Source organism: Ruminococcus sp. XPD3002, from assembly GCA_900119535.1.
In the GTDB taxonomy this organism is placed as follows: Bacteria; Bacillota; Clostridia; order Oscillospirales; family Ruminococcaceae; genus Ruminococcus; species Ruminococcus flavefaciens_H.
In genome coordinates this window covers 36,690-49,986 of record FPJT01000008.1, presented here as the reverse complement: position 1 = coordinate 49,986, position 13,297 = coordinate 36,690, and the positions used below count along the sequence as shown (strand labels likewise).

The following is a 13,297-nucleotide window of genomic DNA, read 5'->3' as shown; positions in this document are numbered from 1 at the left end:
AATGTCAATATATTTCTATAGCAATTCGCAGAAATTTTATAAACACAATACAAAAGTTGAACACTGTTGCGCTAAAAGTGTTGTCAAATGCGGCACAGAAATCACTCCTGTTAGATTTCAGGTTTCACTTCAAGCTTACTGCAATTCTTGAAAGCATCGCTGCCGATTGAAGTCAATGTGCTGGAAACAATTATTTCACCAAGGCTGGAGCAAAACGCAAATGCCTCGTCACCAATTACCCTGACACTTTCCGGTAGTGTGACCTTTGTTAGATCATAGCACATATAAAATGCTCTGCTGCCAATTTCCTGAACGCCGTCCGGGACTGTATATTCAGCGGCTTTATGCTCACTTGGAAAGCGTATAAGCTTTTTGCATTTTTTATCAAAAAGCACTCCGTCAACAGAGGTAAAAAACTTGTTCTTTTCATCGATAGTAATGCTCTTCAACGAGGAAGGATCCAATGCCCCCGGACATATATCCGCAACACTGGAGGGGATAATGACTTTCTCAGCAAAACCAATGCTTTTTATTCCCACAACGCCCTTTGGAATGTCAATCTCCTTGCGGTTGTGGACTGAACCGCAGAAATAACCGCGTTTAATGTTATAAACCCTGTCATTATATTTTATGTTCTTATTGCTTCCGATAATTTCATACTTGCTGAAAAGCTCCGGCGAGCGCATACCGTCAGTCATTCCCTCATAGCTTTGTCTTACAGCATTCTTGTCCTTTATGCCTGAGATAATACCCGTCAGTTCTGCATACTTTTCCTCACTAAGTCCCGGAAGATAGTGAGGCATTTTTGTTTTTATCAGCTCATTTACAGTCAGATAGTATCCACGGCACTCCTCGTCAATGTTGACTACATCGTCTTTGATATAGAGAGTTCCTACTTCGGAACCTGCTGAATAAATAATATCATATTCGATGCCGGAATCGACCTTCTTCTGGAAGTTTTCTGCTGTCCGGCGGATAAAATCAGCAAGCTCTTTGCTGTGTATTCCTACAACAACGAATGAACTGCTGGAACTATTCGTAACAAAGTCCGTGCGTATTTTCATAATGATTCCTCCCCTCCACAGCACAAAGCTGGTGTAAAATTGGCAAAACCGCTTATTCACACGAATCCAACAAGTACATCCTGTATTCTTTCAGAAAAAGATGGCATGTCTATTCCGATAAGATTATTTTTAGGATCAAGGATATGTACATCTTCGTTGGAAAAATCTCTTCCTATGCTGAGAGCATCAAAATAATGCGTATTAGTTCTATCTTCACTGTTGATAAGCCTGATTCCCTGTTTGCTCATAGTTCTGCACCCCTGAAGCAGATCAAATCCCATAGCAAGATCAAATTCAATCTCAACGCCCTCACTGTCAAGATTAAAAAAATTCCACATCTCAAACAAAAGATAAGAGCTTACTTTTTTAGCCACGTCATTGCGTATCTCACGCTCATCTGTCCCTTTCTGTAATTTCGAAATAAACATTACCAAGACAGCATTACCTATATTTACCTGAGTCTCAATTTGAAAATCAAGTTTACATTTGATTTTCTTAGCGGATTCTGATTTAAGACTGTCAACAAGATCAAGAGCGTGCCCTGCCGAAGTGATAAGGGCTAATTCTGTATCTGAAAGAGAGTCCTTATCAAGCATAATCTGTTTAGTACCTTGGTCATATATTTTTTTCAGAACATTGTAATCGTATTTTTTAAGGCTTAAAGCATCTTTCCCATTTATAATCATCATAATCGATTCCCTCCTATTTTGTAGCGTAAAGCTGTTTTTTGTTTTTACTCGAACAAAGAGCAACATCAGGCACAAGCGGACAGCCGCCCATGCAGAATTCACGGTCGGGACAATCTGGACACGACTTCCTCAGGCTGTCACGGAATGCCTCGAACTGCGGACTTTCCCACGCCTCACGGATAGACATATTCCTAAGTGATACGCCGTATTTCTCCTCGCAATCAAAGCTGCAAGGTGACATCACCATTTCGCTTGAAATGTAGCAGGAATACCGTCCGCCCTCACAGGTGTCCAGCGTGGCCTTTGCGATATTCTGACAGAAGTTCACTATCATAGGCACACTGCATGAATCAAAGCCTATCTTGTACGGCTGTTCCTGCTCGTTGACATGTCGGCAGAACTCTCTCAGCAGCGGATCATCAAGAGTGATCATATTCTCACGCTCGCCCTGTCCGACCGGCTTGTGCATAAGAAATATGACTGCATTGATGCCGTCAATAAATCCTTTTCCGGATAGACGTTCGACTGCCTCAGCAATCGTATTTTTTGACAGCACATAGTGGATATTCGTCCTACAGCCTGCATCTATAAAGCGGCGTATCGCAGATTCAGTGTACTCGCTTCTGTACCAGCTCACAGCAACTGCGCCGCAGTATTCCTTTGTGAGCTGCACCTGTTTGTCAGTCATGCCAAAGCCCGACGTTGTATAATTCGGGACAAGATCATACTCCCGGCTTATCTGCAAAATACGCTCAAAATCCCTATGTTGATTTGGGTCTCCACGTCCGCCGAGTGCAAGCTGGTTGGTGATATGTTTGCACTGCTTTGCGATGCTTTCAAAATCTTCAACAGTCATATCCGGCTTCTTCACTGAATAACCGCTCTGGTAGCACTGTACCCCTGCCGCCCTGCACAGACCGCTTTCACCGTGGATACAATGTCCCATAATTCCAATATCTATCAGATGCGGAAACGAAGCCATGAATGGATCAACGCCTGTATCCCTGCCGTTCTTATCGAGTATGCCGGTGCGCATATAGAAACCAGTTTCGGTATCAAAGAAATACTTGTAATGATATTTCTTGTCGTGTACGGAGTATTTCATTCGTCTTCCTCATCATCGGCATATTTCTGCAATTTCAGCCCAAAAAAGTGGAAAACGCTCTTGCCATCAGGATGCTCTGTTTTCATAAAACTAGTCATGTCGTCAGTTAGTTTTTCGAGTATTTCTGCACTGTAATAAGGTTGATTCATCACTTCTTCCCCTGTGTTCACAAGCATTTCCTCCTAAAAACCAATTTTTCTTTTTCCACCAGATGTATCAGACAAATTGATATTTTCGTCATCAATATAGTCCTGGACATCGCTTCTTACTATCGTATTATCAGGTTCATCCTCAGTACGCAGATTCTGGTTCATGATTACTTGATCGAGAATATTTCTGATCGTTCGAGCATTAGCGAAATTTGGACGATTTCTATAATACTCCGTTACATCCAATACGAGCTGTAATGCGTCATCGGTAATCTCATATTTCTTCTTAACGAGAAATGCTGCTGCAATATCGCCAAGCTCCTCACGAATGTAATCCGGGAAGTCAAGCTGGAACTGAATCCGTGACTTCATGCCAGGATTGCTGTTCAGCATAGATTCCATATTCTCACGATAGCCAGCAAGAATAACACAGAATTGTCCTCTGCGATCTTCCATTTCTTTTAGGAGAACGGCAATAGCTTCATCACCGTATCCGGCAGAATGGCCATCACTACCAGTTGTTTCAGTCAGGCTGTACGCCTCATCTATAAACAGAACGCCACCCATTGCATCGTTGATCTTTGCAAGGGTTTTGGGTGCCGTTTCTCCGACATATTTACCGATCAGCCCGTTGGCATCGGTTTCAGTCAGCTTTGCCTCCGGCAACACTCCTGCTTCATTAAGGATACTTGAAAGCAAACGAGCAACTTCTGTTTTTCCTGTGCCGGGATTGCCGTAGAAGCACATATGTAAATTGAAATCGGGATCGCCTTTATTTCGCTTCGCATACGCTTTAATCTTCTTAACCATCCGCTTTACAGCAGATAATCCGACCAATGCGTCCAATTCATCCTCTGCGGTCATGATCTTTTTGACAACACCGTCACCGCTTGTGGGAAGATTCAGATGTGCGTCCTTTATGTATTTATTGACATCAACAATCTCCAACTTTTTATCTTCTGCGTCCATACAACGCAGATTCTGACAGATCATTACCTGATCGAGAATGTTTCTAATCTCTCTAGCATTGGCAAAATCCGGCTCTTTCCGTTTAATATCAGTTATATCCAGAATCCTCTCAAGTGCTTCTTCACTAATGGTATAGTCCTTGTTTTTCAGCATGAGAGCTGCTATCTTTCCAAGCTCATTTCGAGCATAGTTCGGAAAATCAATATGAAACTGTATCCTTGAACGGAATCCTGGATTTGAAGCAATCATTGCCTGTATCGGATTTCTGTATCCTGCAAGAATTACACAGAACTTTCCGCGATAATCCTCCATCGCTTTGATGAGTGTTGCAACGGCTTCATGTCCATAATCACCCTTGCTTTCACCTTGTGTGAGCGCATATGCCTCATCGATAAACAAAACACCGCCCATTGCTTCTTCAATGCGCTCCATCGTTTTCAGAGAAGTCTGACCCACATAAGCAGCTACAAGTCCACTGCGATCTGTTTCGACAACCTTGGCTGTTGGCAGCAGACCGTTTTCATGGAGAATTCCGGCAATAATGCGTGCAACTTCCGTTTTGCCGGTTCCGGGATTTCCACAGAAGGTCATATGAAGGTTGAAATCGGTATTTCCCTTATTAACCAAAGCAAATGCTTTCAGCTTTCGGATACTCTCTTTTACTGAGTCTAAGCCGATGAGAGCATTCAGTTGCTGTTCGCTGGATCCAGTTTTCATGGTAATGCCTTTTTGCAGTTTCATGCAGCCGTCTGTGTCAAGATCGAGCATGGCGTTATATAGCTCAAATAGTTTATCCTCATCGTATTCAGAAAGAAAGGCTGTTTCATTGACGAGTCTACGAATGTCAGAGAATCGAGCTGTAATCAGCGCCGTCAGTTTTTCAGCAAACGCTTCTTTTGAAAGGCTGATGGCTTCACCAATATCATAGTTGTCTTCAAGTGTTAGGATCGGTAAAGACATAACAGTGTAGATACTATCCCATAGAGCTTGAAGCATCTCCTGAAGCTCTTTCGTTCCATCGTCTAAAATATCTACGACATATTTCTTTTGCAGAATCTTATCAAGCTTTTCAGAACGCTTTTGAAGTTCCTGCGCCCAGTGATCACTGGTTTTCGGAGGATTCTTTGTTTTCGAGAAAGACCTACCATAGATACTGTTCAATTTTATGAACTTCTGAATCTTATCAGCCAGCTGTTCGGCTTTGTCTAAAACCAAATCCGCCAGACCAACAAGCTCCATATCAGGCGTTTCAGTATGATGTAGCATCATTTCAGGAAGCAGCAGCTCAGGAAGTTCACACTCAACTGAAAGCGCAGCAGCAGCTTCAGCTAGCTGATCTTTGACATCATCGCTCCATTCTTGCAGGAACTTTGTCTCCGCACGGTATTTCTTCTGAAATGGGGTATGTATATGCTGCCTGATCTTTTCAATACTTTCCCTCACCCGACTAAGAAAAAGCTCTGTTTTCTGAGCGGTACAGGCATAGGCTTGTATCTTTCCAAAATCAGGAAATCTTTTGTCATCCTTTGCTTTTGTTCCCCAGATCAGCAGTTTTATATCAGCAGGCTGCCCGCTGACTGTCATCACAAATCTGATAATTTCATTTCTTAGCAGAACTGCCCTGTCATAGGGCAGCTCATACATCGTATAACCACAGTGCGGACAGGTGCATTGTTTCTCGTGTTCAACGCTATTCCCACAACTGATACATTTAAATTCAGGCATTATGAATCAACTCCCAATGCGATCTTTGCAGCATCCAGCGGTGTGCTGTAGAACAGCGCCTGCACCTCACTTTTGAGTTCAGCAGACAGCTTTTCGTAGTTCTCACGGCAGTCTTCTGGAAGCAGTATCTTCCTTGCTCCAGCATTTGCGGCGGTCACAAAAATCTCGTCCAACTCAGTCGTCAGCGGCATCATGCCGCCGGACATCACTACTCTGCCACAGATAATCAAAGACGGCATTACAGGGCGGGAGACTATCGCAGAGAACAATCCTACAACTTCAGCAACAGATACTTCTTCGCTTACGCCACGGTTCTGCAGGTCATTGAAATACAAGCTGTAGTCAAATGTTTCAAAGTTGCCAGACACCAGTTTCTTTGATTGCTCTCCGAAGTAATTAAATGCGGCTGTAATGCTGTCGCGCACAGCCTTCGGCGCACCGGACAGACCTTCCACATTTCGGAAGCTAAGTTTGCCGTTGCCTTCAACGAGCTTATTCTCAAGTCGATAAACACCGACCTTGTTATCCATACTGCGTCCGACCGCATAAACATAGCCAGCAGGCTCGAATACAGCCGGAATCAAAGTGCCATCGGAAATCTCCGGTACTTCGATAATCTTTTCTACACCGGTATCGAGATCTATGTAACCAAGTGCAACATCGCTAAATTCAGCAGGATTCATCTTGCGGAGCTGTTCCTTTACTCTGCGGCGGCATTCAATCGCATATTCCAGCAATTCTCTTGCCTGTTCCTTGCTGATCTGCTCGTCCGGATACATCAACTTTGCTAGACCTGAGAAGGTTCTGCGGACAGCCGTGTCATCGCGGGTGTTGAAATTGCGGTTCAACTCAAAATACATACCGAAGGAGTTAGTAAAGTCATATTTACGCATAACATGACAGAACTCAGAGAAGCAGTCCGATATCATACCATACTTTGATGTGAACAGGCTGGCTCTCAACTTCGGCGTTTCCCATCCAGGGAGATAGGCATGGATACGGTCAAAGAATGCTGAGTCATTATTAAATCCATCAGGGAACGGCTCGAACAGATTTGTTGTTCTGAGCATATCCGAGATACTTCTGAAGGTATTACCCTCAAAAGCAATAGAAGCATCTGAATTGATAGAATCGGTGCCGCGTGCAAAAGAGCCATTCGCCATATAGTTCTTCATGATCTGTACCATATCACCGGAGGTTTCTGTAATACCACCAACCTCGTCAAAGGCAATACAGTCCCACTTTCCTACAAGGCCGACACGACGGGATGCCATATTATAAAACAGATTGGATACTGTGGTATGTCCGCTGCTCATAAGGATAGAATACGGTGACAATTCACTGTAGACATGAGATTTTCCAGTGCCGCGAGGACCGAGTTCTACAAGGTTATAGTTTTTTTGAATGAATGGCACAAATCTAAGTAGATAGTGCCATTTCTGCTTCTCCGTTAATTCATCCGGCTCATATCCTGCCGAACGTAGTAACAGTGTCTTCCATTCATCATCAGTAAAACTTCTTCTTGCATCCATGATTTCATCGAGATCAAGATTTGCCATCTGGATCGGCTTCAGACCGGAAATACTGAATGGCGATTCATATTTAGAACGTTTCTTCTTAAGCTTTTTCTTAGCCTTTTTCTGATCACCGAAGATATCTTCCTCTATTTCTTCTTCCTGTCCTTCTTCCGGTTCCAGACCGACATATTCAATTTGGATAATACACCAGATTCCACCAATCAGGAGCTTCTCATGATGTACCACAAGGTCGGATTCCACCTCAAATGGAGAAATCTTCAGATTGGTGAAACGGGCGATATACTTATCCTCACGCTCATCAAGCTCGACTGTGATTTTATCAATGATTGTATACTGTCCGTTTTCCTTAATTTTCGACTTAACATATTCACTCTGATCGGGACGGACATAATTCTCACTAAGAATTCTTTTAATCTTTTCCATACCGATCTGGATAGCTTCTTCATCGTCTGTCGTACAGTACATTCCGAGAAGGTATTCCAGCACATACGTTGGAACATTCGCGCCTTTTTTCATGAGAGCAGTCAGATCCTTACGAACGACTTTTCCCGGAAATGCATCAATTATTTTTCTATCAAGCGTATCCATTCCGATTCCTCCAGTAAATTGCCCTTGCGGGGCATCCATTATCGTCTCCAGATGCCGCTCCGCTGCAGCATAATCAACTTCACGGCGAGGCTCAAATGATACGACTCTTGCTATCTTAGGCTTTTTTCCTGATTTAAGCAGGAGTCTTAAAGCAAGCGCTCCGCATGACATGATATCTTTCAAGGCTTGGTCATTTTCCCTGTCTCTTTTGGCTTGAACCTCTCGTTTGGTAGAATGTTGCTGGGTAACCCACACTTCATGTGAAATGAAGCGGCTTTTAGGCCTAAATTTATATTTTTTTGTCTTCATATCTTAAAATCCAAAGTCATTGGCAAATGCGATTTTTATGCTGAATTCAATATGTTCCTTAACTTCTCCGCTGGCTTTATCGACAATGTTGAGATAGTAAGAATCAGTACTGCTGAATTCTTGACCCTTCAGTGTGAAACGCAGTCGAGTTACTCTGTCTTGCACACTTTCAGTAGTCTTATCAGCAATGATTGTCTGTACGTCGCTGACAATATTACTCAGGCGGTCACAGATATACATCTCGTATGTTGCAGGCACGGTCTTACCAACGACTGCTTCCGGCTGATAGAATTCAAGGAAGAAGATGTTGTTAGCGATCTTCCGGGTTCGGCTTAGAAGCTGCAGGGGTACTTTCTTAGTATCCACAAATCGTTTGGAGCTCGCCTTGATGTTCTTAAATGTAATTACCGGCACACAGCACTCTTGTAAAGCAATACCGCCATGAACAAAATTCATTCCTCCGCCCTGCTTTTTTATGCGGATAGTATCAAGCGGTGCGAATCCGATTTTATCAGAACCGAATGTGCTCATCGGAATTTGCATCAAGTATTCAGAAGACGCACCTGTCTCAGCAACAATACAGCGGCGATCTGTCTTGAGAATTGTACCATCAACAAATGATTTATCTCCTTTGTCGCTCTCTTCCAGAGGTTGAAAGGAATATAGGAAGCCGTGATCTGCTGTAATCAGAATGTTCGTGCCATTCATCGAATTGACAACGAGTTTTACAAGATTCAGTAGCTCGTCCACTGCATCCTCACAGGCATCAAAGACCTGATTTTCAGTCATTGCTTTATCGCCAATAGCATCAATCTTGTTATGGTAGATGTATACAACTTCAGCTTTGGAAACTAGTTCACGCCGCTGTGCCTGTTTCATTGCTAGCAAATCTTCGTATACCACGGCGCAGTTGCCGCTATTTACCGCTTTAAGTATCTTATCTCTGCTTTCTGTTCCGTCAGTGGACTGTCCATCACATATTACCTGCAAATCATCTGTCAGTGTAAAAGCTTCATGCGGAAGTAAGGCTGCCATTCCATATTTTGTTAAGCTGGGGAAAACAGACTGCATGGCAGTGATTCCGGCGGTACCACCTGTTTCCTGAACCAGTTTCTTACTGAGTTCTGCCGCTACTTCATATCTGATAGCATCAGAGATAATAACAAAGACACGGTTCTCTTTCTTGACAAAGGGGAGAACTTCTCTTGTGTAAAAGTCCTTTTGCTGCGGTAGTTTTGCTACACAACCTTCTGTTTCCATACCGTCTCGGATTAGAGTACACCACTGGCTATTCAGTTCCGTCAGATACCAGTTCTTATAAATACGCTCTGCTGCATCCGCTACATTCTTAAACAGATCATCCAACTCAGAGGCAGCAAATTTCAGGCTTTTGCGGAAGACAACATGGAAGTTTCTGTAATAAGTATCCATGAGAAACAGCTCATCACAGTACGCCTTCCAAATCTGCTCTGCTGTTCCGTAGTGGAAACCTGTTATATGCTCCAAATAGAATGTGTGCATCTGTGCAAACGCATACAGTCCATCATAGTAGATTTCAAAGTGTTTTGCCCATTTACTGGTTCTGCGCCTATCGACTGCAGCCAGAATATCAGCAGACTTTATGACATCCTCGCTGATCTCGTTCATATAATGCGAGATGACGCACTCTCCGATACATGGCAGACAGTCGGCGTCAAGGAGAGTCTCCACGCCCTGCTTTTCAAGCCTTGCGCTGAGACCAAGCTCTTGCGAGATTTCATTTGCGAGTTCAAACAGCTTTGCACTGTCTTCTGAATGCGCCCATTCATCGGTCACATTATAGCAGAAAGCCTGATTGTCAGCGGATATGTATTTTTCTAACCCTGAAAGCGTCTGAGGCTGCACAACGCCCGAAAGCGCAGTGATCATAACATGCTTAGCAAGATCGGAAAGTACGATCTCGTCTGCATGATATCCGGTATACTTTGTAAGCATATCCTTCAACGCGTCTTCATTGCCGAATTTGCGGATATGCTCCAGAGCGGCATTATCGTCATTATACAGCGATTCGCATAGAATAGCCCGAATCACGCCTTGCGCAGAATTATCCTTTGCTCCGGTCAGTACTGCCATGATATCAATATGGAGCTGTGCTGCTGTTTCATATTTTGTATGCAGTGATGCAAGTTTTGCCACACGCTCCTTATTACCAAAGAACGTTTGATAGGTCTTGACTGTTCTGCGGAAAGAAACTGTCTGCGGAATATGCAGATCGTCCATCTGCATGGAAATCAGATCAGCACGGAACTCCTCGCTGTACAGCTCAATATCTCTGAGCCAGTCATCCCATACATGAGGCATGGAGATTGGATGATACACAAGATAATTACTCGTTGTATCAGTCTCCGAAAGAAGCATTTTCGCTTCAAAAAAGTTATCTCCCGTAAGGCGCAGAATTTTTACATCCGGCAGATCAATCTCATCGAGCATAGGCTCGAATTCGCGTTCGGAGTCATACCAGAATATAATCCTGCGTTTATAGCAATCCTTAAGCGGCTGTGCAAATCGTTCGCGAAGTGAAGCCGCTATATTATCTATTGTCATTAGTGTTTCTCCATTCAGAGGTGATTATATCAGCGGATGCTCCTCAAAATCCCAGCTTGTTTCAAACGAATTCCAATCGTCTTTACAAATTCTAATATTATCATTAACAATACTTTGACAATCAAAGTTTAAGTCAAACATAGGTATAGCCTTTATAGAACCAACCTCATAGTTTATTGTTTGTGACAAAGCGGATACTAGTAACTCTGCTACAGAGCTATTAAGAAGTGCCATGACAATATAAATAACTTCGTGTTTAGAGTAAATAGAACATCCTGAGACGTCAAATAAGAATCCTTCAGGTAAATATCTTACTGAAAGTTTCCCGCTGGTAACTTTTGACCAAGTAACATTTTCTTTGAATATAAATGGAAGGCCAGCAACTCCCATATTAGATGTAAGAGTTGAATTCTTATATTCACGATATTTCTTTATTTCTTCTCCATCATTCTGCCAATTAACTACATAGCATGCATTCCCATACCATTTTCTATATGGACCACCTTTATTATATGGAAACCATTTTTTTCGAGACAGCATAGCCTCTTCTCTATTCTTATATCCTAATCCTAGTTTATGCGAATCAATTTCATACCATAATCGTAAAAAACGATCATTATCAGATGTTGCCATTCCCTGTCTAGGTGAAGCAATTTCATCAATTGGTTTTCCTACAGAAAATGCTTTTCTTATACTATCACTAACCCAATATGCTACAGTCATTCCTGGAATCTTAGAGAAGTTTTCCTGCTTAGCTGTTTTCCATCTTTTATTAATTGTTGGGAATACAAAAGGTACTCCTTCATCATCAGTTTCGTAATAAACGATACATTCATATTGTGCATTGTAATTACATATTCTTCTATTTTGAGTTACAACAGCTGCCGTACCAAAATTGATACCAAGGCTTGTACCGCCTTTCCCTAAATATGGCATATGCACCATATTGATAATGGTTTTAGAATCATAGATTCTCTTACGGAAATCTTCAAAACTTGAAAGAAACATCCAGCTTTCCATTGTAATAAGCGAAGTAAATCCTGATTGCTTTGCAAGCTGATAAGCTTTTTCCATAAAGCATGCAAAAAGATCACTCTTACTGTCAGGGAAAATTTTCTTGACATAATCAGAGAGAGTTGCATTCATGCCGCTTCCGCCCATATACGGCGGATTCGTCACCACAACATCATATTTCTGAGACAGATTCTTATAAATCCGCAGCATCATGTCAAGTTGTCTGCGGCTGATGCCAAAGGAGACATCGAACTCCGAGACGGCCTCATCCAGGCCGTCAGGTGCTTTAATCTCCATAAGCGAACCGTAGGTATCCGCAAACTTGAACTGCTCTGCAAAATCCCGGATCTTGCCGGAAACAAGGCTTGTATCCACGCCCATCACATCTGCAAAATTCGCAAGCTGCGGCTGCACTTCGCCGTTTTTAATAATGCTACGGTTATACTGACGTGCCTTCATCATCACAGCGAAATACGCAAGCTGATATGCACGGCGATCGATGTCCAGACCGTAGAGATTGTGCTGCAAGATCGACAGCGCCGCATCACGCTCCGACCAGCCGCAGGACGTGTAAATAGCCATCAGTACGTCGAATGCATACACCAGAATATGTCCTGAACCCATACACGGGTCGATGACTTTGATTTGCTCCGGCTGAATACTCTTGTACTCCGCACGCAGCTTTTCAAGTTCCGCCTTGACGGATTCTTCCTGCTCGGCTTCTTCGAGATAGTACTTCCAGTCAGCATTCTCAGGCTTGCCGTGTCCTTCCGTCCACAGTCTGCCGAGGGAATTCTCGACCATATAGCGCACGATCCAGTCAGGCGTAAAGAGCTGCGTTGCCGCAGGGATAGCCTCTGCGCTGATCTTTATATTCTTTTTCAGGTCAGCGAACACTTTGTCCTTCGGCTCGGTGTTATAATACTGATACAGCCAGCCGATAATCTGCACCTGGTCTTTCCAGTCATCTTCGGGGATATCCTCGACCATGTGAGCGATCACGCTGTCATTGCGGAGTAGATTGTTCGGGAACAAAAGCTCCGTCCAGCCGCCAATCTCCTCAAACATCTCCGGAAGTCCGGTATTCAGAGCGTTGCATTGTGCAATCAACAGATACTTGTAAAGTGTATCGTTCTGCTGCGCATCGAGCAAATCCATGATATAATCATGGTCGATGCCGTCAAGCTCAATCCGGGATGCCTCCGCAAGGATTTCCGGTTTAAAAGAATTATTCTCATCCGTAAACACACGAATTCGCATAGGCAGATAGCCGTTGACTTCCATGAAACGCAGGGCGATAAAGCGGTTGAACCATGTGTATGCCGCTTCTTCCATGGTCTTCGCAAAGCCGTTCTGACGGATGCGGTCAATGAGCTGCCGACGCTGACTGAGTTCAGTCGGTGTCAAAGCCTTACCGTTGACCTCGGTCTGATCGGGGGTGTTTTTCCCGTTTTCTGTGACTTCATATTCAAACGCCCGCTGCGTGACGGCGTCAATCAGTGTGAGTCGTGCAGCAATTGCGAAGTTCTTGATAGATGTTTTGTTCATAGACATTGCCCCTTAA

Annotated in this window: 8 protein-coding genes; all 8 read right to left on the bottom strand. The window is 43.4% G+C overall.

Translation table 11 applies throughout. The annotated features are described in order from the left end of the window. Positions 1-110: 110 nt before the first annotated feature. From BT127_RS08620 to pglX, 8 genes are read right to left on the bottom strand one after another with little or no spacing between them, the layout of a single operon-like run. Positions 111-1,064 carry a leucine-rich repeat domain-containing protein gene (locus BT127_RS08620; RefSeq protein WP_075424619.1) on the bottom strand — a complete coding sequence of 318 codons (954 nt, stop codon included), beginning with the start codon at positions 1,062-1,064 and terminating at the stop codon, positions 111-113. A gap of 56 nt (positions 1,065-1,120) precedes the next feature. Continuing rightward, on the bottom strand, positions 1,121-1,753 hold the full coding sequence (locus BT127_RS08615) for a hypothetical protein (protein ID WP_075424618.1): 633 nt from the start codon (positions 1,751-1,753) through the stop codon (positions 1,121-1,123). A gap of 13 nt (positions 1,754-1,766) precedes the next feature. After that, the gene (locus BT127_RS08610) at positions 1,767-2,858 is read right to left on the bottom strand and encodes an SPASM domain-containing protein (protein WP_075424617.1); all 1,092 of its coding nucleotides are present in this window, start codon (positions 2,856-2,858) and stop codon (positions 1,767-1,769) included. Then, the gene (locus BT127_RS16795) at positions 2,855-3,028 is read right to left on the bottom strand and encodes a hypothetical protein (protein WP_175541942.1); all 174 of its coding nucleotides are present in this window, start codon (positions 3,026-3,028) and stop codon (positions 2,855-2,857) included. Before BT127_RS16795 ends, BT127_RS08610 begins: the two co-directional genes overlap by 4 nt. Positions 3,029-3,040: 12 nt before the next feature. Next, on the bottom strand, positions 3,041-5,701 hold the full coding sequence (locus BT127_RS08600; protein WP_075424615.1) for an AAA family ATPase: 2,661 nt from the start codon (positions 5,699-5,701) through the stop codon (positions 3,041-3,043). Continuing rightward, complete coding sequence (brxL, locus tag BT127_RS08595; RefSeq protein ID WP_318257205.1) at positions 5,701-8,136, bottom strand: BREX system Lon protease-like protein BrxL; 2,436 nt, start codon at positions 8,134-8,136, stop codon at positions 5,701-5,703. The genes BT127_RS08600 and brxL overlap by 1 nt, the downstream gene beginning before the upstream one ends. A gap of 3 nt (positions 8,137-8,139) precedes the next feature. Then, positions 8,140-10,719: a BREX-1 system phosphatase PglZ type A gene (pglZ, locus tag BT127_RS08590; protein ID WP_075424614.1), complete on the bottom strand. Its 2,580-nt coding sequence runs from the start codon at positions 10,717-10,719 to the stop codon at positions 8,140-8,142. A gap of 24 nt (positions 10,720-10,743) precedes the next feature. Then, on the bottom strand, positions 10,744-13,281 hold the full coding sequence (gene pglX, locus BT127_RS08585; protein WP_075424613.1) for a BREX-1 system adenine-specific DNA-methyltransferase PglX: 2,538 nt from the start codon (positions 13,279-13,281) through the stop codon (positions 10,744-10,746). Positions 13,282-13,297: the final 16 nt, after the last annotated feature.